The organism is Phormidesmis sp. 146-12 (genome assembly GCF_052939495.1).
This window is the reverse complement of the sequence record NZ_JBJPHS010000021.1, coordinates 1-20,893: the sequence shown is the minus strand read 5'-3', so window position 1 is coordinate 20,893 and position 20,893 is coordinate 1. Positions and strand designations below refer to the sequence as shown.

The window sequence follows — 20,893 nt, the reverse complement described above, 5'->3', positions numbered from 1 at the left end:
AACATTCTATACCAACATTTAACACCCTTTCAGTTGTGGCCCCAACCCTCACAGAAAGTTTAACCATTTTAGCGTTACCAAGTCAGACGTTTGGAAAGCTGGAATACTCAAAATTCATCAAGACAAGTCATTGAGACAAATTACTGAGGATCGATCGCCTTATCTTTGATTCGCTCTTGCATCCAAAACGGCTGCATAAAAGAAGATTGCAGCAAGCGGTACACTAGCAGCTAAAATCACTCCAGTCAAAAGCCCGCCTAGCTGAGGGTCGCCCGACGATAGCTCAAAAACTGACCCCACCGCCGCGATCGCCGCTACACAGGAGCCACCCAGAAATACACCACTTTTTGGAGTCATGTTGTAAAAGCCTTTGCTAAACGAAGTTTTGAGTTTCAAAAAAGAGCGTGTTGGAGTTAAGTCAATCGACAAAGACTCTATATTCTACAAACAGATGATGCTCTTCTGAAACTCAAAACTCAAAATGTCAGGATACTGGTTTGACCGCCTGAGCCGAAAACCCTTTCTTGGCGAGTTCTTGATGGAGGGCAAGCTTATTTTCGACGCGATCGACAAACAGGACACCGTTGAGATGGTCAATTTCGTGCTGAATCGCACGCGCCAGCAGTCCATCGGTTGAAAGCGTCTGAGGGCGGCCCTGCTCATCTTTGAACGTGACTTCGATCGTACCCGGACGTTTGACATTTAGATAGACACCCGGAATACTCAGACAGCCTTCTTGCTCAACTTCGATCGCTTGTCCTGACTTCTTGATCACAGGATTAATCAAAATTAGCGGCGGTCTTGCAGCGTTGTCTGGCTCAATGTCTACGACGATCAACTGCTTGTTAATGGCGACTTGAGGAGCCGCTAGACCTATCCCATCTTCGCTGTACATGGTTTGCAGCATTTCTCGGATCATCTGCCGAGTTTCTGCATCGACTTTTGCGATCCGTTTGGCAGGTTGTCGGAGTACGCGATCGCCCAGGTGATGAATGTCTAAAGGCGGCTTCGCTAACTTTTTTTTCTCGACTAAAACTACAGAAGTCATGAACTTAAATACTCAACGCTAGGGGGAGATCGAAACAGAGAGGTCGAACTGATTCCGCTTTAGCTCTATCTTAGCGAATTTTGACCCAGCCACCATCAAGCGGTAAAGCAAACTTCAGCCTTAGACTTTGGAAGACAGCCGGGAAGTAGCAATCAACACTAGCAGCGCAAGAAAGCTTCTCAACGTGCAGGCTAAACGATTGGCAAAGCTTTTCGGTTTAAAGTTCGCTGAGACGTTCTTGAATTTGTCCCCCTTACTGATTTCTCGAAGGGCACAAAGTGAGCGGTTTAACTGATTTACCCCTCTCATTCACCCCTCTCATCCACCCCTCTCAAATGAGGGTCTGTTCAAAGCTTTAATAATCTCTGAAGGCTTTTAAACTACATCGTTGTTAGCTTTGCTGGAGCGGGCATTCTTACGGCAAGCATTTATTGATATTGCGTGCCCCTTATGCTGATTTCAGATTTTTCACCCTTCGACACTTCTGCATCATCCAACAGCCAACGCTTGCAGCTTTCACCCTCGATCGCTTACTACATTCGCAAACTGCTGTATCAGAACTTGGCTCAATTGAAATCTGTTGTCGCAACGGGGCCCGCACTGCGGGCAGATGACTTCTGTGATCTCGATCGAGTCATTGTCAGCCTCTATTTGGACACGCAAGAAATTAACTCCATCATTCACCAACTCGAACAACTCACGCTCTCTCACAAAGCCCTGACCACTCAAGGTGCAATTTATTTGGGAGACGCTCAAACTATCGAAGAAAAAATCTTTTGGCTGTTGGGCTACAAGCTCGATCGCTCCACCTATCTTGGTACCGTTTTGGTGATTGATGATGCTCCTGTAGATACGCGCATTGTATCGATTATGCTCAAGCGACAGGGCTATCAAGTTTGTAGTGCAACCAATGGGCAAATGGCGCTCAAACTGCTCAGTGAAGTGGTGCCTGACTTGATTTTGCTGGATGTCATGATGCCCGGTATCGATGGCTATGAAGTCTGCAAACGGTTGAAGGCTTGTCCCAAAACTCAAGATATTCCGGTAATGTTTTTGAGTAGCGCTGATGTCACTTCAGAAAAAGTTCGGGCGTTTGAGTTGGGAGGAGCCGACTATATTACCAAGCCCTTTCGTCCTGATGAAGTGTTGGCGCGAATTAAGTATCAGTTGCAGGTGCGCGATCGTCACAAATGTCTGACTGAGCAAAGCCTACGTCTAGAGCAAGAAATTAAAGAACGACGACAGGCTGAAGAGTGCTATCGCAGCTTTTTTGAGCATTCGATGGATGGCAAGTTTCAGTCTACGCCAGATGGTCGCTTTTTGAGGGTAAACCCGGCGTTAGCTAAGTTTTATCACTATGAGTCGCCAGACGATCTGATTGCTACGATCGTCAACATTGAAGAACAACTTTATGTACAGTCCGATCGTCGTGCAGAATTCATCGCTCAAATCGAGAAGATGGGCACCGTCTCAAATTTTGAATCTCAGGTGCGGCGTAAAGATGGCACGGTGATCTGGATTTCTGAAAATGTGCGGGCGATTAGAGACAAATACGACAATTTGCTGTTTTATGAAGGCACTGTCAAAGACATCACAGCCTACAAGGAAACTGAACTTGCGCTCGACCAAAATCAACAGTTATTACATCATCTGATTGACAATACAAATGCCTTAATTTTTGCAAAAGAGTATCTGCACACCGATGGGAGTTATTTACTGATCAATCGCAAATTTGCATCAGAGTTTGACCTGGATCTCAATGCCTATTCAGGTAAGACGGATTATGATCTGTTTCCTGCTGCGATCGCGCAAGCCTTTCGACAAGCCGACCAGCGAGTGTTAGAGTCCCGTTGTCCGATTCAAGTCGAAGAAGTGGCTTCCTATCATGGAAAACTTCGCACTTCTTTAGTAATAAAGTTTCCACTATTCAATACTGACGGACAGATCTACGCAGTGTGTGGGATTGCAACCGACATTGACGATCGTAAGCAAGCTGAGTCCGCCTTAAAGTCTTCAGAACGACTGCTCCGACAACAAACTCAACATCTCCAACAAACCCTCATCACCCTCCAACAAACCCAGACTACTCTATTTCAACAAGAGCAACTATCAAGCCTACGATTAATTGCAGGGATTACTGAAGAAATTCAGACCCCGATTAACTTTATCGATAGTCATCTTCAATGGGTGGATCAGCAAGTTCAAGCGATCGTTCAATTACTGATGCAATACCAGCAGACGTATCCTGATTGGATGGTCAAGGTATCTGCCCCTGCCAAAGTGGATATTGATTATCTAGTGCAATTTCCTAAGCTGACCACCAAGCTGAGAGAAGGATCTCGACAAATTCGTCAGGTTGCTTCTGCTTTATGGCACTTCTCAGATTTAGATGAAGTCGAGGAGAAAGTAATTGATATTCATCAATGTATTGATAATTCACTATTGCTCCTTTCGCATCGCCTTAGACAGACCCCTCAGCATCCTCAGATTGAAGTAATTCAAGCTTACGATTGGCTTCCAGAGGTGAAGTGTTATCCCGGTCAACTCCATCAGGTGCTGATGCACTTATTAAACAATGCGATCGATGCCTTCGATTTACCAAACTGTAGGCCTGAGACTCTTTGTAGAATTACAATTTGCACTGAGCAGACGGGTGATGCGATTACTATTCACATTTCAGACAACGGCTGTGGAATTCCGCTAGAGATTCAGCCGCGCATTTTTGAGCCATTTTTCACAACCAAACCTGATCGTCAACACTGTGGTATGGGGCTGTCAATTTGCTATCAAGCGATCGTCATTAAGCATCATGGACAGATTCAATGTTCTAGCGTTTGGGGTGAGGGAGCAAAGTTTACGATCGTCCTACCAAGCGATCGTCCGGCGATCTAGGGAAGCTTAGTGCTAACTTCGGGTTGGGGTTACGTAGATAACTTTTAATTCCTGAAGACCCTTTTTGAGAGAGCGCCCCACTAATGTAGCAGAGGTCGATCGCTGATTAAATCCCAGGCTCTTCCTCTTCTATTCCCGTCTCTGCTGGCTGCCTCATCGCTAAAAAAGCTTCTTTGACTGGCTGGCTCACAGCACTTTGAGGTTCTGCCAAGACAAGGCTCTGATAGGATTCGAGAAAGCTACTTCTTAATCTATGGAATAGGTGTAGAAAATGCCGGATAAAACTAATACAGTCCAAAACTACAAACTCAACGCCTCCAGTCTCATGATATAAAGACCGTGCATAATGTTGCACTTCTTCATTTATCGCCTCAGTTGTAATAAAGATGTAGTTATTGATCCGCCTCTCACTTACTGTCTTGGAGGATTTCGGAATCTGGGTATCGCTCTCGCATAAATTCGACTTGCCGAACAAGATCGTCTCTTTGCTTTGAGCGACTGACTCTGCAATAACAAACAATGGCGGGGCTAACTGCATCTCTACGATAGGATTCAACGTCGTAGAGACGTTGCCCTGCTTCGTTTTTGATGTAGTTGATTTTGCCTTCATCTGCGTACTTCCTCAAAGTATTTGGATGCAAACCTAGAAAATCAACCGCTTTTCTAAGTGGTACATATGCCATATCTGTGTATTAACATATGTTAATATTTGTGAGTAAACTCGCTACTGTTGATTAACCTCCTATTCGTGCAGTTTTGGAGAAGCGAGTGAATGTGGCGATCGTCCTCAGTACGCCTTCTCGACTGAATTTTCTCTATTCCGCTCAGAAAACGAGTTGTATAGTGTCCTGAAAAATTTGAAGCGATTTGCCGACGTAGCAACTACATAAACCGACTTAGCAACTACAACCGTGGCGTCTGCTTTGACTTTCTTTTTGATCATTGCCCTCCATGCCCATCAGAAAAGTGTTGCTCAAGTCTGTCCAGAATGCGTCGATTCTCAGTTTGCAGCCCTCGAATTTCTCCTCGGATTTCTCTAATTTCCGCCGTAATGACCTCGAAGTTCTGCTGATGTTGATTAACAACTTGTAACAGTAATTCGGCTGTGGTTCTCAGTTCTGCGACCACGGAAACCTGAGAATCAATCTGGGATCGAGTGATTTCCTGTCGCTGGGTGAGTTGCTCAAGTTGAAATCGAGTGGTTTCCTGTCGCTGGGTGAGTTGCTCTAGTTGGGATTGAGTGATTTCTTGGCGTTGGGCGAGTTGCTCCAGTGAGGACTCAATGCGATCGAGCCTACTGGGTTGATTGGTCGTCATGATTGGACAAGATAGGTGTAATTCTCAATGTGATTCTCAAACTTTATTATCTTTAGCAGCATCCGCTTTTCGACCCTGAAGATCCAGTTTGGCGCGTAGCTCATCTTTGATCCGACTGAGAATCGAAGCCTCATCTAGAGAAGCCAGAATGTTGGTGACGACTGCTTTTGGCCCATCCGGCCCCCAAGAAGCGCCATTGGCGAGATAAGCCTTAGTCACCTGTCCAATTCCGTAGGACGAAACGCCTGCCACCCCTGCTTGCGTCATCGCTACCGAGAGATAAGGAGCCAGCGAAAGTCCCCCCGTTGCGGGAGCCGCCAAACCCAACATTCCTTTGAGAGAGCTTAACCCCAGATTTGCTAACAATTCACTGGCAGTAATGCCACCCATCGCGATCGCAATCTTCTGCAACAGCCCGATCGCGCCTTGCTGGGTCATGCTAATTCCATACAGTTTTGACATTGTTAGAATCATCGCCACGTCGATCGCCGCACTGCTGACAATATCCAACACTGTAATCGGATTGAGAGCCGTCGCCACCGCTTTCGTGATCACGCCATTCCAAATAATCTGATTGGCATTTTGATCGCGAATCGTCATTTTGCGCCGTACCACCTGCTCATTTACATCGTCGGCATACAGCATCGTATTCAACGCCACGAGCGATTTGCCTTCTCGATGCAAGACTTCTAAGATCTTTAGCTTGAGCGCCTCAACCTGGGGTTCGCCTGCACTGAGTTGCACTGACATCCGCCCATCTGCCCGCTTTACCGCTCTTGCTTCTAATGGAGAGGCGGCAGCCATGACAATCTCATCTTCAGTCAGCAACTCCTTGACCCGCTCATCTCTAATTTTTTCGTAGATGCTCTGGCGATCGGCTTCAGGATATTGATCAATTTTGTTAAACACCAACAACATCGGCTTGCCAAACTCTCGCAGTTCAGACAGCGCTTGATATTCAACTTTGGTCATGTCGCCCGACACAACAAACAGCAGCAAGTCCGCATGTTGGGCCACCGTTTGCGCCAAAACTTCCCGCGTTTCCCCATCGACTTCATCAATGCCAGGGGTGTCAATCAGTTCAATTTGAGCGTGATCAAGGCTAGGCAAACTGACTCTTTGAATCGAACTTTCCGTCCCTTCCAGGCTTTCAAACGTCGCACTCCACTGAGCCGCCTGCTGCGATCGCGTCACCCCATGAATCGCCCCCGTCTCAAATACCTTCTGACCCAACAGCGCATTTAGCACCGAAGACTTGCCCCGCCCCACCATTCCAAAGGCGGCAATATGCACCACGAGGCGATCGAGCTTGTCCAACATGGTTGCCAGCCCGTTGATCTCTGGTTCTAGACCCGATCGTTCTTGATCCGTCAGGTCGAGATTTTTGACGAGATCGCGCAGGGCATGAGTTGCTCGCTTGTAGTTTAGCTCAGTCTGAATTTCATCAAAGCTAAAGATAGCTTCATCCAGTTCTTGAGTCAGCGCGGGACGAAGCGCATCCAGGTTGCCAGAATCAGCGATCGGGTCAGACATGGGGGTTCAGCGTGAGGGCGTTGAGAATGACAAAAGGACTGCCTCTGAAAATTGTGCAACCAAAAATTTTGCAACCGCATTCAGATCACAGACTTATTCTTCTCAATCCTAGCAACCCCGGACTTATCGGTAGCGTTGGTTTCGACGAGCAACGACTGATTTGCGTTTGCGTTTTTCGATCGGTGTTTCAAAATGACGGCGCGATCGCACATCTGCCAAAATTCCAGCTTTAGAAACCTGTCGCTTAAAGCGTCGCAGAGCGGATTCGATGCCTTCGTTTTCACCTAAAACCACCTGGGTCATTCCTGATTCTCCCTCGATCAAGTAAGTAGCGTGTGGATGTTTTGAAAAATGGCATGGGCAAATTCAGGTTGGGAGCGCAATGTTTGCCACGAGTTTTAAACACAAAAAAACGCCTGGATGTCTACCTTTAAGACACTCACCCACGCGGAACTGTGCATAAAATTCCCAGTCTAAAACCCTACCAATGGAAACATTAGCACAAAATTAGGTCTCTGTAACGGTTGTGATCGTTCTAGGGAGGGGAGTCCTCCTGTGATTCTTTTGCAGGCTAAGGCGATTTTGACTCCAATGAGTAACTTTTGGTCTGACTCAAGGCCGTCACGCCTGCCCTAAACTAGCTGATTGACAAAACACAAATTGATCGTACTAAAGTTGGTGCTAAGGGCAACGTGTAGATTTTCCATAGCGGCAATCAGCCACTGCACACAGTCGCGCGTGTAAGATTCGTAGTGGTTAAACAAAATTGAGAAGCGCTTTTCTAAGTAGGGCTTGACTTTACGACAGAGCAACACAATTCTCAGCAGCAGGCTGGTGGTCAGCGTAGGGCCGATATTTGACAACAAATCGACGAAGACAAAGTGATGCGGGTGTTGAGGATTGTCTACTACTAGAAAATTGAGCAACTGGCTACAAGTTCTCACCATGAGAAAGTCGTTGAGCGGCTGATGATTGCTTTCGGGGAGGGTGTTTGTTAGCTGGTTGTAAAGCTGGTTGTTAAACTGTCGCCGCCCATATTCTGGATCGACAGCCGCCGTAATGTATTGGTAAAGGTCGTCCTTAAACGCCTGAAAGGATTGCGTCTGATGACTGTGAACTAAGAAACGTTGAGCCAACTCTCGATGCGTATAAGCGCCTTCGACTTTGCCAACAAACTGCTGAAGGGCAAAATGCAGTTCGCGATCGTCAAGCAGCGTCGGATTTTTGACAGGCTGAATAATACGGGCAGGTTGAGCTTGACCCCGACGCACCTGGTAGGTCACATACTGAGATAGGTCAACTTCGTACTGCTTTTGCACCTGAGTCTGAAGTTTTCGCACTGAGTCTTGATGCTCATCAGGGCTACCTTCACTGACCAGACAATGCTCATAGAGGTAGGGATAGCGTCGAATCAAGCTCCCCAACGGTGACTGGTCAGACCCACCCACTTCAGCAGATTGAACCAGGACTCGCGCCAGCCGTTTGAGCGTCAAATACTGCTCGGTTTCTAGAAACTGTCTGACCAGTTCTCGTAGCTGCTTGACAATGCGGGTGCGCGAATACTCGGTCACAAGGCGAGTGGGGGAAGATTCTAAAACGTCGATCAGGGCAGCGATCGCGACGTGTGACTGAGGACGAGCCTGCCAGCGATTGACCAAAATATGGCAGCAGCGATTGAGGACAAATTTGAAGTCTTGTAGAGAATCTTTGGCCGCAACGATCTGATCGAGATCACTCAAAATTTGGGGGTTGGGGTAGCTGATGCCCTCGATAAATAGGTTGCGAAAGCGATCGATGAGTTGCCCTGGTGATTCGACCTGGACAGCGCTTAACAGATGATCATAGAGTCTTTGTTCTTCTTGAGTAATTTCACGGTTGCGGTATGTTGACCAAGTACTCATCTTACCTACGCTCCTATCGCCAACTCTCGGAGTTGAATGAGTTAAATCGGGCCATCAATGCAGTGCAACTCCTTTTGGAGAGGGGGGTTGAAAACAGACTAAACAAACCAGACAACCGCGAGCCAACTGAGTATAAATTCATAAACCTTATTCTTTTTTGGTAAGGTTACTGTTGATCTTAACGGAGGTACGAAGGCATCAGGTGTAATTGAAGTCACTTAATACAATCTATATACTGCCCGGTTGATCAGCTTAACTAAAGCTTCATATTATTCCCCCCTGAGAATTACCAATCTCGGTACTTGACAGGCAGATTTATGACATTGTGACGATGATCTTTAGGAAAACTCCTCCGAGATTACCACAGGATGGGTAACTTTCGGCACGGTGGGTGTTTAGCTAAATTTTAGAGTCGGCTCAGTGTCTTTTGATACAACCGCTGTAAATAGTATTCCGCAAGCCAGAGTAAAATCAGGAAACTTTTCGATAACTCAAAAGCAGTCAGAAAATCGCGAGTTGCCTCCGCTCTAAAGATAGGTGACGATCGCTAAAAATTCATCTCTGATCCAGAAGTCTTTTATGCGGCGAGTGGAACCAATGACTACTGATTCTTCAGTTTTGAGTCCAATTTTTCCGTCTGATGCTCAGATTCAGTCCGTCAGAGCCTACATTCAGCAGACCTGGGAGACCCTAACGCGGTCACACACTCATCTTTTACAAGCGGCCCAAGATTCTAAAGTTGAGCATCGATTGGGTGACCCCTGGATTGTCTATTTGTCGCAGCAAGAAGATCTCGATGCGATCGCTCGTCAACTCAAAAAAACGCTTTCTCCTGAAGAATGGAACCAGATTGAGTTGCGTAAACTGTCTGACCGAGCGCAAATTCAAGAACACGGCTTGTTGTACTTGCCTCATGCCTACGTGGTGCCGGGGGGACGATTTAACGAGATGTACGGCTGGGACAGCTACTTTATGCAGTTGGGTCTGTTGCGCGATGGTCAGATTGACCTGGCCAAAAATATGGTCGAACAGTTGGTCTATGAAGTGGAGCATTACGGTACGGTTTTGAATTCTAATCGCACGTATATGCTGGGTCGATCGCAGCCTCCTGTTTTGACGCGGATGATTCTCGCGTTGTTTGAGCAAACTCAGGATCGCGTGTGGTTGGAGGGGTTGTTGCCTGCTGTTGAGCGCTTTTACCAGTTTTGGAGGGTGTCTCCGCGATCGACGGATACGGGACTTTCACGCTTTTACGCCGTTGCTAAAGAGCCGCTTCCAGAAGTTGTGTTTGATGAAAAAGATGACCAGGGCAGGACTCACTACGATCGAGTTCGCGCCTACTATCGCCAGTTCAATATTTCTGATTATGATGTGACGCTTTACTACGATCGTGCCCAAGACAGATTGACAGAACTGTTTTACACGGGAGATTGTTCTATGCGCGAGTCGGGCTTTGACATCTCCAATCGGTTTGGGCCCTTTAGTGTAGACATCATTCACTATGCGCCCGTTTGTCTGAATGCGCTGCTCTACCAAATGGAGTGTGACACCGCGCAGATTTATCAAATTCTCAATCAGGAGACGACGGCGAACCTGTGGCGCGATCGGGCCCATCAAAGACACCAACTCATCGATCGGTTTCTCTGGGATCAGGAAGCTGGGCTGTATTTGGACTATCACTTAGACACCAAAACTCGCCGCTATTATGAGTTTGCGACCACCTTTTATCCGCTGTGGGTGGGGATTGCTTCTATCGAACAGGCCAAGCGAGTGGCTGAGAATCTCGATCGCTTTGAGGCTCCGGGCGGGTTGTTGACCAGCACTTGTGTCAGTGGCAATCAGTGGGATGCGCCGTTTGGGTGGGCCCCGTTGCAGTTAATCGCGGTGCAGGGGTTGTGTCGATATGGCTACGTTGAAGCGGGCCATCGCATTGCTCGCAAATTTGTGGCGCTGCTGGTTCAGGAATTTGAAAAACAGGGGACGCTGGTCGAAAAATATGATGTGTGTAGCTGCTCGGCCGATGTGTCTCAAGAGATTCTGTTTGGCTACTCTTCTAATGAGGTAGGGTTTGGGTGGACAAATGGCGTGTTTTTGGAGCTTTTGGCAATTTTGGGACTTTGAGAGAAGGCTCAAAAATCGTGAATTTAATAAAGCGTCAGTTTGATGAATCTTCGCCTCGTTATTAAGATCTTCTGCCCTCCAAGCTGCCAATTTTGGGGGACTTTGAGGCAAGAAATTTTAGTTCAAAGTTGAGGATGAATGGGGGACTCATCTAGCTCTCTTAGACTTGCAACGGCAGCGAAGAATTTCTGTCGAGTTGAGGTTGATTCCAAGTTGAATTGTGTGACAATCAAAAACCAGTCTTTAATCTCAACAATAGCTTTGTGAAAAAATACGGATTGGCTATTCATACCAGCAGCCCAGATTTGGGACTGGCCTTGAGCGATTTTGTGGAAGACTCTCGACATCAAGTTTGGGATCTAGGGCGTGAAGTCTCCAACTATTTGCACCAGATGCTGTCAGACTTTTTGCACCCTCAAACCTGGACAGATCTCGGATTTATTGCAGTAGCGATCGGCCCCGGTGGTTTTACCGGAACGCGCATTGGAGTGGTCACCGCCCGCACTCTGGCACAACAGTTAGAAATTCCGCTCTTTGGGGTGTCGAGTCTGGCCGTCATTGCTTATGCCCATCGCTCGACCAAGGAAACGATCGCCATCCAGATGCCAGCCCAACGAGGCGAACTTTATACCGCTCTTTATCAAGCGACTTCAGACAATTTGACGGCGGTTTTGCCTGATTCTGTGATGACTCCTGACCTCTGGCACCAGACGCTCTCAAATTATCCAACCCCTTATCATCTTGTGGAAGCAGACCCTCATCAAGGCGAACAGGTGACAAACCTTTTAGAACTCGCCCATCTGAAATGGAGTCGGGGAGAGCGATCGCTCTGGTCAGAAGTCCTCCCTTTCTATGGTCAACACCCCGTCACCAACCAAAGCTAAGGATCAAGGATTAAATAGCTCCTAATCCCGGCTGGCAATTCGCTAAATTCATTTCGTGAAGTGGAACGATCGCTCTCCAAACCCCAATCGTTCTATTTGAAAACGGAATAGTTCTACTTAAAAGCGGAACGATCGCTCTCCAAACCCCAATCGTTCTATTTAGAAACGGAACAATTCACTCCTCAAACCCCAATCGTTCTATTAAAAAACGGAATGCTTCTATTTAAAAGCGGAACAATTCTATTTGAAAACGGAACAATTCACTCCTCGAACCCCAATCGTTCTATTTAAGGGCGGAACGATTCACTCTCAAACCCCAATCGTTCTATTTAAAAGCGGAACGATCGCCCTCCAAACCCCAATTGTTCTATTTGGAAGCGGAACGATCGTGTTCCGAACAAGAAAGTTTCACGCTCTGATCGCAGATTCGGGTCGCCTCCTTAAATCACCCACGAGTGAGAGCCTTTGACCTGAAATTTTTGTCCCAAAGTTCATCAGAATTGGCTGGGGGCAGAAGATTTCAACACCGCAACGAAACTTTTCATCCCTCATCCCTCATCCCTCTTTCTCCCTCACCACCCCCACGAATCTGGCTCCCCCTTAAACGGGCCCACAATATCGCTTGTAATCCAGCCGCCGTAAAAGCTTCCAGGTTGAGGAGTCACCTTTTCGCCATCAACGTAGCAAGCATCCATCGGGGCAGCGTAAAATGCAACGTAATCCTTAATCGCTGCAAAATCAGGCGTTGGACTGGCATAGTACCAGCCCACATCGATCGCCGACTTATCACCGACCACCACACTGTAATAACTGCCCGCACCCTTCCACTCACAAAAGGTCGATCGAGTGGATGGTCTCAAATATTGCGGTCGAATGTCCTCTAGCGGAATGTAATAAACCGGAGGGTGACTGGTTTCTAACACGCGAAAAGCCCGTTGCGTCTCAGCGATCACTTCGCCATTAAAAATAATTTGAATTTGTTTAGACGTTGGCTCTAATCGAGGCGGCCGCGGATAGCTCCAGACAGATTCTTGACCCGGTTGAGGCGAAATGGCTTGAGGATGCATTTTAGGAAACAGATTTGAGATGAGCGATCGTAAAACGTTCAATACCATCCAGATCCCGGTGAGTGGTGATGCGATCGTACCGCGTTTGTTGCTTAAGAAGATCGGTGACTAAATCGGCTTGCCCCGCCATCATCTCAATCATCCAAACCCCATCAGGTCGAAGATACTCAGGTGCCGTCTCCACCAGATGCCGAATACAGTCCAATCCGTCTGTGCCCCCATCCAGCGCCAAATGCGGCTCGTGATTAACTACTTCTGGCTCAAGCGCCAACACCGTCTGACTGGGAATATAAGGCGGATTAGAAACGAGTCCAGCCAGCCTTCCTTTGAGAAAATCTAGTGGCTCCAGCCAGGAACCTTGATAAAAGTGGATTCTAGCTGAAAGTCCCAAGTTTTGAGCATTTTGTCGAGCGATCGCCAGCGCTTCTACACTCTGGTCAACCGCATGAATCGTCGCATTGGGCAACGCATCCGCTAGTGCGATCGCGATCGCGCCACTGCCTGTTCCCAAATCTGCCCAGTGTCCTGACTGCAAAGCGGGGTTAGAACGAGCAGCAGCGATCGCCCAATCGATCAACTCTTCGGTCTCAGGACGCGGAATCAAAACGGCAGGCGAAACCTTGAGAGTAAACTGTCGCCACGGTGCAAAGCCAACCAGATATTGAATCGGAACTCGCTCTTCAAGCCGTCTCTGCCAAAGCTGCTGTAACGCTACAAAGGAAACCTTCAGGTCAACCTCCTGAGTTTTGAAGGAGTCCAACTGCAAAGCCAAGCGATCGAGTTTCGTCAGAGCTTGCAGCAGCCAATCGACTTCTCCAACAGGAATGCCAGCCGCTAGAGCAGATTTTTTGGCGTGCGATCGCCACTCCCAAAGCGTTAAGCCAGAGACCTGTAAAGCGTCACACATGAGGATAGAAAACTCTCAGAAAGTTTTAGGTAGACTCCACTATTCCAGCAAAAGTCTTCAATCAAAAGCAAAACGAGGAATGCCGACTCTCCAGAACCAACCGAAGCCGCCCTTTCATCCCTCATCCCTTATCCCTCATCCCTACTTCTTAGGCTTACTCGGAGCAGCTTGAGGTCTGTTTTGCGCGGGTGCTGCCTTTTGCAGGCTTTGGATAAATTGAATCGACTCGACCGAGGGCACCAACTCAATCTGATTTAGAAACTCTTGATTTTTGGGATCTTTGTTGTTGTTAGACTGCATCTCTTGCAGCACATTCTCCAACGGGATCACCTGAATCTGCACATCAGCCGGAAAGTTTTTCACCTCTTTCTTAAGCTGAGTCAGCAATGCTTGCACCTGTTCTTTCTCAAAAAACATGGGAATGACTCGTTGCTTGTCGCGTGGCAGCGTCAAAAAGCCAACTCCATCGCCTTTCTTTTGGCCCAGCGCAAATAGAGGCGTTGCATTAAACTGATTGATCTGCTGACCATTTTGCTTGAGAACCGCCACCGCCGAATCAACTTGCTGCTTGGTGGGCACGTAGGTAAATACTAATTGGTCAGGCTTGCCTTGATTCGCTTTGCCCAGTTGATACACTTCTGCCAAAGACACAGGTACGACTTTGACTTCTTTTGCCAAATTAGGGTTTCTTGTCTTCAGCCCTTCTAAAAATGCCTGAGCATCCTTTTGACTGATAAAAATTGGCGCTTCTGGAGTGCCCTTTTGACCCGTGTTGGGGGCAGCAACGAGAGGCGCACCCTGCTTGTCAGCCAAAGTAAAGGCAGGAATCGTCCGTAACTTTTGGACAATTTGCTCTGGAGTCAGGGCGAGTGCCTCTAACCCACTCACAACGAGCGAACCTAGCAAAGTGGCTCCCACCAAACCGACCGTAGCACTCCAACGAACCAATGATTTCATGATTGCTCCTGGCATCAAAAACTACATAGAGAACTGAGACAAATTCGAGGCGTTAACTGTTTTGGCGATGCGGCTTCTCTAAACGATCGCTCACCAAAGGTATCAGCTATGGGTGACAGGGTAAAAGAATCGAGAGTTCCAATGTTTGCTCACAATCCACAAATGTACGGTCTAACGGACAGCTTTATATCAGCTTACTTACCAGATCAAAGTCTTGGAAATAGTAACACCGATTTGCAGCGCTGGCTACCTCACTTGAGGCACGTATCAAAGAACAGTTAGGTTTGCGAGTCGTCGATCGTCACCTTTCTAGACTGAGCTTGTAGTTAGTGACGAATCTTGATAGCTGAAAAAAGATTAATCTCTCCCCACAAACGATAAAAACTACTACAAAGTTTTGGCATAAATGCAAAGTAAACAACGTGAATATGAGGACGATTTACCACTCTACTCTCATCTTCTACTTCAAATCAGGACACTCTGATGATCTCTATCTCATTCAGCATTGCAAACGGTTTACCAATGACTCAGTTAAAGGCGGGTGACTCAAGTCAAAACAAGATAACGACAAGAATTTATAGCTCACTAAAAGATTGTAAAACAATAGCAAATCTTATTCCAAAAATTAACTCGTCGAGCTGTAGTCATTCAAGACGTTATTCATTCTTAATTAACTTTTTAGTGCAACTATTTTTGACACTATCACGCTTGTCTAAATCAAGTAAAACAGTTAACTCATCCTTACTGAGGAGGTAGTGAATGAACATTAAAACATCTCATTTGATCTTGGGCGCGATCGCACTCATTGCCCTCAGCCAAGGTGAAAGTATAAAGCAATCAATTGCTAAAAATCAGGCGATCAAACAAGACCAATTAGCCTTTAATGAGCGGTTACGTAAAAACAGAGATGATGCCAGAAATGCTCAAGATTTATCAAAGGTTGCGATCGAGCGTTACAAAGCTAATTGCATTCTAATCAAAGACCAGAAGACCGGAAAAGAAGCCTATTTCAGAGAAGGCGCAACTACAGTTGATTCGGCTCTCAATAGACGAGTTAGAGATAACGCAATTGTTTGCAATCGACTGGGCGACACCGCCGTTATTCAAGACGGACTCATTACGGATATTGCACGAGTAGCACTCGCAGACAAACCAGAAATGCAAAACTTATTGGATCAACAAGGAAGATAGAAATCATGAAAACTTTGTCAAAAATTCTCAGTTGGCTGTTTATTGCTGGATTGTGCTTCATGATGTTGGTCAACGTCCAACCCTGGATGAGATTAGCCAAAGAATTAGCCGATCAAATTCGATATATTCCATTCCTATCTAGTCTGGTGCAAATCCCTTTGATAGGTGGCTGGATTGCATGGATCGCATTAAATCTTTCGCAATTTCTAGGGGTGATTTTGTGGGGAACCATTCAAGCGATCGAAACGCTTCCGATGCTTTTAGAGGAACATGCAATCAAACAGCCTCAATCGTGGATGACTAGTTTAGAGCGATATAAAGGTGGGGCTTATATCTTTGAAGCGATTGTATGTTTTATGGCATTTCCTCCCTACAAAGGGGGCATCGATATGATTGTCAGAGACTTTCCTAACTGGGATGCAAACCTGATTGATTGGTGGGCAATGATTTATTTCACAGTGACGATGTTTGGCTTTGAGTTCTGCTTACGGGTGGCTCTACGAGTGTGGGAAGGCATGAAGAGATTTAACTCTGTTGCGGTCAATCCGGGTAACCCATCCCGGTAAACCAGTGGTGATTAGTGGTTAATAATTAGTCGTCAATCGAAGCCTAACAACTAATGACTAATGACTAAGAACTTATTCTTTGACGATGCTCACAACTGATTCAGGACTGCTATACACAAGTTTGAGCAGGTAAAAAAAGGAGGTGTAATCACCCCAACAAAACTTTAGTTAACAGGAAGATGATGACGAACTATACTCACGCAATTGTTAAAGCGACTGATAAAGCAACTGGCAATCTCAAGTTTGAGAATGATTTTGGACAGAATGCGATCGCACTCGCTAAATTTACAAAAGATCAAGGCGCGATCGGCGTCGCTACCGTTTTAGGAACGTTTGTGGGAATGGCAATGGCCGGATTTCCTTTGGCGGCGATCGTGGCGCTAGTGGGTCTCAACGATTTGATGTACGCCCACAAACTCAATAAAGACGCAGAAGCTAAAACCGGAAAAACTGAGAGAGAAATCCAGCGCGAAGAATGGCAACAGTGGGACATCGCACAAAGCTATCAGCCTACAGTTCAAACTCAGTTGGGCGCAGTAGAAGTTAAGAGTTCACCTGTGCCAGAGTGTCAGCCTTCAGATTTGCCTGATCTGGGTACGGCTCCGATAGCGACGATTCCGCAATATGAACTTGAAGGATCATCTGTAGCGACTCAAACAGCCTGCCCGGTTTCCTCTAGTGAGTCAATAGAGATTGCTGAGTCATTGGCAGTTAATTTGCAATCGTCGTTGATTGTCGGGCCGCCTGGAGCGGGCAAAGGGGTTATCGTTGCGATCGCATCGAGGGCCGTTAAACGGTTGCACCCGGACGTGACGATTTGGGCGATCGATCCAAAAGCTGACGCATCAGAGGCTCACTACTGGGAAGCGGTAGATCATTACTTACCCTTGCATATTGACCCCTTTACTAGCGCTGAGTCGATGGTTGAAGTCACGGCGACAATTAATTGTTTTATTCAAAAGTTTCAAAAGTCCAAAGGCGCAAAGCTGCTCATTTTTGATGAAGCTCTGGCAGTCAAAGAAAAAACGGGTAAATGGTTCAAAGAATTGATGGCTGGCTTCAACACGTTGTGTTCTATGGGAAGATCAAAGCGTGAGTATGGCTGGTTGCTTGCTCAGTCTCCCGACACCGAGGCGTTTGAAATTGGGGGAGGCGTGAGGAATATTTATCGACGCATTCTACTACTAAGTCAAGACAATTTAGAATTGCTAGACAATCATTCAACTTACTTTAGTGGAAAGCCATCACCAGACCATTTGAGCAAAACAGGACGGGTCTATTTTGACTCGATCGTGAATGGTTGGGGTTCGGTTCCTGTTTATCAAGTTCCTTTGTCTCCAGTCGTTACGACCCTGGCAGCATCGGCGGATCAGTCCCCAACTTCACAACGAGGGTTTAGTGCAAATGGGGAATTTCATCGAGAAAAGCTTGAGGCATTACTAAAAGTAGAAACACCTGAGAGAAATTTTAATACAGATGCAATTGTGGAGTTACTTAGAAAGTCTGCTGAGTTTATTAAAGACAAGTCTAAGCAGGATTCAGAAGGATGGGTTGACTTGAATGACTTCATTAAAAGTGGCAGCACTAAACAAGATCAGACCAATCGTAAGAGAGCCTTCACAACGCTACGAATGAAATATTCTCAACAATATGAATATCAAGAAGTAGAACTATCAGATGGAGGAGTTTCTAGAAAGATGAGATCTAAAAGACGTAGCAATTTGATTTGAGCTATGAAAATTGTGATGCCGAACTCAATTTTTGAGATGAGAGTCGATTGACCCATCGATCGCCTCACTGCGTACCTGGAACTGTAGTTTTGATATCAAAAATTGGGTAGAAACGCACCCATTTCGATCGTTCTCAAACGTTGGTGATGCGCTAGAGATCTCTAAAGTACACTTCGCACTGAATTCCCTATCCCAGAATCAGGCATATTCACGAAAAATCGGGATGACAGGATTCGAACCTGCGGCATCCTGCTCCCAAAGCAGGCGCGCTACCAAGCTGCGCTACATCCCGTGGATTGCACTTAAACAGTATAGCTTGATTTTGGGAAATGGGGGAAACAGATTTGTTAGACGTTGGACTAATTTTGGACTGAATCGGTAGCTCGGATCACAAAAAAGTGTACCCAAATATGGATATCAACAAAAAAACTACCGCGATTGCCAATTATCCTGAGTTTCTGGAGCGAGTTCGGAGTCGTGAAATCTGATCGATCGCACCCAAACAGTTTGAGATCAGATTTCAACACGGCTGAACTGAAGAATCATTCGCGAAACTTCCGATCGCTCTCCTCAATCAAAACGTCATTGATACTGGCTTCTCGTCGCTGCATCAAGCCATTTTCGGCAAATTCCCATTGCTCGTTGCCATACGATCGAGACCACTGTCCCGATTCGTCGTGCCATTCATACTCAAAGCGAACTGAGATGCGATTGTCGGTAAAGCTCCACAGTTCTTTTTTGAGCCGATAATCAAGTTCTTTGGCCCACTTGCGCTGAAGGAACGATCGAATGTTGTCGCGGCCGCTAAAAAACTCCGATCGATTGCGCCACCATGAATCGGGTGTATACGCCAAAGCCACGCGATCGGGGTCACGAGTATTCCAAGCGTCTTCGGCGGCCTGGACTTTGAGTTTGGCGGTTTCGAGGGTAAAAGGGGGAAGAGGCGGTTTTGTTTCCACGATTTGAGTCTGCTCCAAAAAATAGAGAACGTTTGCTCACTCTAGATTTTGCACTATTCTCAATCAGGGATTTCTAAATTACCCAAAATCAGAATCCCTGGTTAATGAATTCCTAGCTATTAAGGTCACCGTTAGTTCAATGAAGTTTTATGCTGAAGTTTTATGCGCTGCGTTGTTTAGTGCTTTTGCCCCCCAAGCTGCCAATTCTGGGGGACTTTTTGATGGAATTTTCCGTGCAAAGTTTCTCATGGATGAGGATTGATGGATCAACTTCGCATGAATGTTTGCAACCGTCTTCTACAACAATCCTCGATAGCGAATAAACACTAAAATTACAGCCCACGAACCTAGAGCAACTTTGATCGCCACTAGAATGTTGAGGATGGGAACCACGCCACCGCTAAACAGTGCGCCCAATTCACCGTGGGGCAATTCAATCCCCGCCAGCGTGACCACCGACAGCACAATAAATACCAGCACCGAAATCTTTTCCCAGGTGGCTGCGTGCCAGCGTTGGTAAATCGACTCCATCCACTTTGAGGACGAGGTAATCGCGACCAGACCGATCGCCGTTCCGCCTGCAACTCCCGCCGCAAACCCTCCCCCCGGACTGAGATGACCTCGAATGGCAAGCTCAACCCCAACCATCGCGGCCACCGTCGCTCCCAGTCGGGCCAGAACAATCGAAGGCTGATCGGTAAACTGATAAATGGTGCAAAACGGTCGCTCATTGGCTAAGAGAAAGTGCGCCCCCATAATGGCGATCGTAAAAACAATAACTTCAAAGATTGTGTCATAGAGTCGATTTCTGAGAATAATGGCAGATACCGCATTCGCCACTCCGCTCTCTTGAATGACGGCTTCGACGATCGAGAGATCCAGCCCATCTGCGGTCGGATTTGGCAAGATTAGAAATTTAATATACAGGGCGATTCCTGCTGCAATATAGAGCCATTTCATTTAATGTTTTTCCTCCAGGTCTGATGCACTGATATAGTCCAGGCTAGTGATGGGTGATGTCAGTTCGGTTTGTAGAATCTCATAGAGGCGGCGAATTCGAGTCACGGTTTGATACTGTGTAGGATCTTGATCAGGCTGCAACTGTGCAATACAAGTGACATGAATTTCTTTTTCGAGCAATGCTTGTGTTAGAGATTCAGAATCAGGATAGGGAATGAGTTCTAGCCGCAGATGGTATTTGCGCGTAATGGTTCGCAGGTCAGCGATGAGCGGTGCAAACAGAGAATCATTCATCTGTCCTTCGTGCTTCTCTTCTAGGTCAAGACAGCCCTTTTGAAGAACACCCATTCGCATCACTAGCGACGATCGCACCGCCACCGCGTAAAGTGTAATCGCTAGCATCGTTCCGACTAATGCCTCAGTCAAAGCAACATCTGGCGCACCGAGCACTGAATAGACTAGAGCAGCGATCGCACCCAATATGCCACGAATCACCAGAGCATTAAAGGGATTGGCCTGAATCGTGACCATAAACGCCGACAGTGGCAGCAGGGCAACAATGAAATATACATAGCTATCGTTGATCATTGGTTTCTCCACTACTAGAGCAGTACGCCAGCACATATCCCAGCATCGTATTCCACATTGCCAGTGAAATAAGTGCTAACAGCAGCAGCGACCAGTTTTCAGGAATCTTGAGCAGCAGACCCACCACAATGCTCATTGAGCCGAGCGTATCCGCAACCGAAAGACTATGAAGTTTGAATAGAATCGATCGCTTTCCCAGTAGCGGAAAGGTGCCCCAAAACCAGAAGAAGAGTCCGACTGCAATGCAGAAATAGCTAAGAACGTTAATAAAG

The 20,893-nt window shown here is 46.7% G+C and carries 20 protein-coding genes and 1 tRNA gene; 6 read left to right on the top strand and 15 right to left on the bottom strand.

The features are described from left to right. Nucleotides 1-159: 159 nt before the first annotated feature. Both ACKFKF_RS11660 and def read right to left on the bottom strand, forming a co-directional pair. Nucleotides 160-357, bottom strand: coding sequence for a hypothetical protein (locus tag ACKFKF_RS11660; protein WP_446860442.1), 198 nt, complete (start codon nt 355-357; stop codon nt 160-162). 127 nt (nt 358-484) lie between these two features. Then, the gene (gene def / locus ACKFKF_RS11655) at nt 485-1,048 is read right to left on the bottom strand and encodes a peptide deformylase (RefSeq protein ID WP_446867863.1); all 564 of its coding nucleotides are present in this window, start codon (nt 1,046-1,048) and stop codon (nt 485-487) included. A 450-nt stretch (nt 1,049-1,498) separates the two neighbouring features. Between def and ACKFKF_RS11650 the strand changes: the two genes are divergently transcribed. Then, the gene (locus ACKFKF_RS11650) at nt 1,499-3,940 is read left to right on the top strand and encodes a response regulator (RefSeq protein ID WP_446867862.1); all 2,442 of its coding nucleotides are present in this window, start codon (nt 1,499-1,501) and stop codon (nt 3,938-3,940) included. Between the two features lie 407 nt (nt 3,941-4,347). Here the strand turns inward: ACKFKF_RS11650 and ACKFKF_RS11645 are convergent, their stop codons facing one another. From ACKFKF_RS11645 to ACKFKF_RS11625, 5 genes are all read right to left on the bottom strand, one after another. Continuing rightward, entirely contained in the window at nt 4,348-4,623 is a 276-nt protein-coding gene (locus ACKFKF_RS11645) for an IS607 family transposase (protein ID WP_446867861.1), read from the bottom strand. Nucleotides 4,624-4,879: 256 nt separating this feature from the next. Then, entirely contained in the window at nt 4,880-5,257 is a 378-nt protein-coding gene (locus ACKFKF_RS11640) for a hypothetical protein (protein WP_446867860.1), read from the bottom strand. Nucleotides 5,258-5,293: 36 nt separating this feature from the next. After that, complete coding sequence (locus ACKFKF_RS11635; protein ID WP_446867859.1) at nt 5,294-6,790, bottom strand: GTP-binding protein; 1,497 nt, start codon at nt 6,788-6,790, stop codon at nt 5,294-5,296. 123 nt (nt 6,791-6,913) lie between these two features. Then, on the bottom strand, nt 6,914-7,093 hold the full coding sequence (gene rpsU, locus ACKFKF_RS11630) for a 30S ribosomal protein S21 (protein WP_446860454.1): 180 nt from the start codon (nt 7,091-7,093) through the stop codon (nt 6,914-6,916). Nucleotides 7,094-7,422: 329 nt separating this feature from the next. Further along, nucleotides 7,423-8,691 carry a hypothetical protein gene (locus tag ACKFKF_RS11625; protein ID WP_446860455.1) on the bottom strand — a complete coding sequence of 423 codons (1,269 nt, stop codon included), beginning with the start codon at nt 8,689-8,691 and terminating at the stop codon, nt 7,423-7,425. 597 nt (nt 8,692-9,288) lie between these two features. Here ACKFKF_RS11625 and ACKFKF_RS11620 point away from each other — a divergent pair. Both ACKFKF_RS11620 and tsaB read left to right on the top strand, forming a co-directional pair. Beyond that, complete coding sequence (locus ACKFKF_RS11620; RefSeq protein ID WP_446867858.1) at nt 9,289-10,812, top strand: trehalase family glycosidase; 1,524 nt, start codon at nt 9,289-9,291, stop codon at nt 10,810-10,812. 263 nt (nt 10,813-11,075) lie between these two features. Continuing rightward, nucleotides 11,076-11,696: a tRNA (adenosine(37)-N6)-threonylcarbamoyltransferase complex dimerization subunit type 1 TsaB gene (gene tsaB / locus ACKFKF_RS11615; RefSeq protein WP_446867857.1), complete on the top strand. Its 621-nt coding sequence runs from the start codon at nt 11,076-11,078 to the stop codon at nt 11,694-11,696. Between the two features lie 572 nt (nt 11,697-12,268). Here tsaB and ACKFKF_RS11610 read toward each other — a convergent pair. The 3 genes from ACKFKF_RS11610 to ACKFKF_RS11600 all read right to left on the bottom strand — a co-directional run bounded on the left by ACKFKF_RS11610 (nt 12,269) and on the right by ACKFKF_RS11600 (nt 14,627). Beyond that, nucleotides 12,269-12,811, bottom strand: a complete 543-nt coding sequence (locus ACKFKF_RS11610; protein ID WP_446867856.1) for a DUF427 domain-containing protein — start codon at nt 12,809-12,811, stop codon at nt 12,269-12,271. Continuing rightward, on the bottom strand, nt 12,765-13,670 hold the full coding sequence (gene prmC / locus ACKFKF_RS11605; protein WP_446867855.1) for a peptide chain release factor N(5)-glutamine methyltransferase: 906 nt from the start codon (nt 13,668-13,670) through the stop codon (nt 12,765-12,767). Before prmC ends, ACKFKF_RS11610 begins: the two co-directional genes overlap by 47 nt. 141 nt (nt 13,671-13,811) lie before the next feature. Beyond that, nucleotides 13,812-14,627 carry a Tic22 family protein gene (locus ACKFKF_RS11600; RefSeq protein WP_446857111.1) on the bottom strand — a complete coding sequence of 272 codons (816 nt, stop codon included), beginning with the start codon at nt 14,625-14,627 and terminating at the stop codon, nt 13,812-13,814. A gap of 759 nt (nt 14,628-15,386) precedes the next feature. Here ACKFKF_RS11600 and ACKFKF_RS11595 point away from each other — a divergent pair. The 3 genes from ACKFKF_RS11595 to ACKFKF_RS11585 all read left to right on the top strand — a co-directional run bounded on the left by ACKFKF_RS11595 (nt 15,387) and on the right by ACKFKF_RS11585 (nt 18,114). Continuing rightward, on the top strand, nt 15,387-15,818 hold the full coding sequence (locus ACKFKF_RS11595; RefSeq protein ID WP_446867854.1) for a hypothetical protein: 432 nt from the start codon (nt 15,387-15,389) through the stop codon (nt 15,816-15,818). 5 nt (nt 15,819-15,823) lie between these two features. Beyond that, a complete protein-coding gene (locus ACKFKF_RS11590; protein WP_446867853.1) occupies nt 15,824-16,384 on the top strand; it encodes a hypothetical protein in 561 nt (186 codons plus the stop codon). Nucleotides 16,385-16,566: 182 nt separating this feature from the next. After that, nucleotides 16,567-18,114, top strand: coding sequence for a hypothetical protein (locus ACKFKF_RS11585; protein ID WP_446867852.1), 1,548 nt, complete (start codon nt 16,567-16,569; stop codon nt 18,112-18,114). Between the two features lie 218 nt (nt 18,115-18,332). Here the strand turns inward: ACKFKF_RS11585 and ACKFKF_RS11580 are convergent. From ACKFKF_RS11580 to ACKFKF_RS11560, 5 genes are all read right to left on the bottom strand, one after another. Then, nucleotides 18,333-18,406 (bottom strand) — tRNA-Pro (locus tag ACKFKF_RS11580). A gap of 250 nt (nt 18,407-18,656) precedes the next feature. Continuing rightward, on the bottom strand, nt 18,657-19,073 hold the full coding sequence (locus ACKFKF_RS11575) for a nuclear transport factor 2 family protein (RefSeq protein WP_446867851.1): 417 nt from the start codon (nt 19,071-19,073) through the stop codon (nt 18,657-18,659). Nucleotides 19,074-19,370: 297 nt separating this feature from the next. Next, nucleotides 19,371-20,033 (bottom strand): Na(+)/H(+) antiporter subunit B, encoded by a 663-nt coding sequence (locus ACKFKF_RS11570; protein ID WP_446857116.1) that lies wholly within the window; start codon nt 20,031-20,033, stop codon nt 19,371-19,373. Continuing rightward, nucleotides 20,034-20,621 carry a DUF4040 domain-containing protein gene (locus ACKFKF_RS11565; protein WP_446867850.1) on the bottom strand — a complete coding sequence of 196 codons (588 nt, stop codon included), beginning with the start codon at nt 20,619-20,621 and terminating at the stop codon, nt 20,034-20,036. Next, the gene (locus tag ACKFKF_RS11560) at nt 20,608-20,889 is read right to left on the bottom strand and encodes a monovalent cation/H(+) antiporter subunit G (RefSeq protein WP_446867905.1); all 282 of its coding nucleotides are present in this window, start codon (nt 20,887-20,889) and stop codon (nt 20,608-20,610) included. The genes ACKFKF_RS11565 and ACKFKF_RS11560 overlap by 14 nt, the downstream gene beginning before the upstream one ends. Between the last annotated feature and the right edge of the window lie 4 nt (nt 20,890-20,893).